Source organism: Vallitalea sediminicola (assembly GCF_054408565.1).
The window spans coordinates 1-459 of sequence record NZ_BTPT01000239.1 but is presented as its reverse complement, the minus strand read 5'-3'; the positions used below and the strand labels follow the sequence as shown (position 1 = coordinate 459).

At 27.9% G+C, this 459-nt stretch carries 1 protein-coding gene; it reads right to left on the bottom strand.

The window, feature by feature from the left end; all coding sequences use genetic code 11:
* Positions 1–37 precede the first annotated feature (37 nt).
* Complete coding sequence (locus ACX6CF_RS26575) at positions 38–367, bottom strand: helix-turn-helix domain-containing protein (RefSeq protein WP_458788393.1); 330 nt, start codon at positions 365–367, stop codon at positions 38–40.
* Positions 368–459 lie beyond the last annotated feature (92 nt).

The window sequence follows — 459 nt, the reverse complement described above, 5'->3', positions numbered from 1 at the left end:
ACCCTTAATTCTTAACACCAAGAATTAAGGGTCTTTTTTAATATCCTAAAGCTTTAATATAATTTTTAATGATCTCTTCCAAACAGTGAAGTTCGTTTCCATTTAGTTTGGATAGTGATTTGGATATATTATTAGTATCTTTTTCATTAGTAATACCTAACAACAAATAATCTGTACTAACATTTAAAGCTTTGGCTACTTTTATTATACTTTCAGCACGAAGATTTTTTCTGTCTGTTTCAACAGTTGAAAAAAATTGGTGGCTTAGATTTGATTTTTCTGCGGCTTGTTCTTGGGTATATCCAAGTTGTTTTCTTCTAATCATTATACGATGACCTATTGTTTCAGATAGGATTTCTTCATTCATAACAAACACCTCTTTTATATTATAAGCCTATAATAGAATTTTATCTATTATAGGCTTATTTTATAATAGCCTTTAGTTGCAAAAATTCTACT

Excerpts from the sequence above, each read along its gene's own strand:
- ACX6CF_RS26575 (WP_458788393.1), bottom strand. The coding sequence starts at position 367 with ATGAATGAAGAAATCCTATCTGAAACAATAGGTCATCGTATAATGATT.